Genomic DNA, 580 nt, shown 5'->3' with positions numbered 1-580 from the left:
GGAACGTGCGTCGATACAGCGCATCCGCTCGGAATTTCGTAAAAGGTGCAACCCACAACCGTTTCGGTCGGCCCGTATTCATTCACCATCCTGGCGCCAGGCTGAACCCTGCGCCACAACTCGACTGTTGAATGCGACAGCGCTTCACCACCGATAACAAGCAGGTCAACCTGGCTGGTCATCGGGCCCGCCAGCATCTGTTGTCCAAGCGCGTCCAGATGGCTCGGGGTAACGTTGACCAGCCCGCATGCCGAGCTGGCCTGTACCTTTAGTCCCGCGACCTCATCGCGTTCCCGTACCAGCCGTGCATGACCACCGCAGATCAGCGGTGCAAACAGGCTGTTGATCGTCGCATCGAACGCCAGGGAAGAAGAAACGATCGAGGATGATCGTGGCGCGTAAGCTTCACAGGCCCACGCAAGATAATTGGCCACTCCACGATGTTCAACCATGACGCCCTTGGGCGTGCCGGTGGAGCCCGACGTGTAGATCACATAGGCCAGATGGTGCGGACCCAGGCCCAGCGCGCGCGCATCCGGATCCGATGCCGGCTGCCCGGCCCACGCCGGCGACTGCGCCT

Annotated in this window: 1 protein-coding gene; it reads right to left on the bottom strand. The window is 61.7% G+C overall.

From position 1 onward, the window contains the following. Positions 1 to 580, bottom strand: a 580-nt coding sequence (locus AB3X96_RS42575) for an AMP-binding protein (RefSeq protein WP_368594423.1), incomplete at both ends; no start/stop codon positions are given.

Source organism: Paraburkholderia sp. BR13439, assembly GCF_040948805.1.
Taxonomy (GTDB): Bacteria; Pseudomonadota; Gammaproteobacteria; order Burkholderiales; family Burkholderiaceae; genus Paraburkholderia; species Paraburkholderia youngii.
This window is presented reverse-complemented; position numbering and strand designations above follow the sequence as displayed.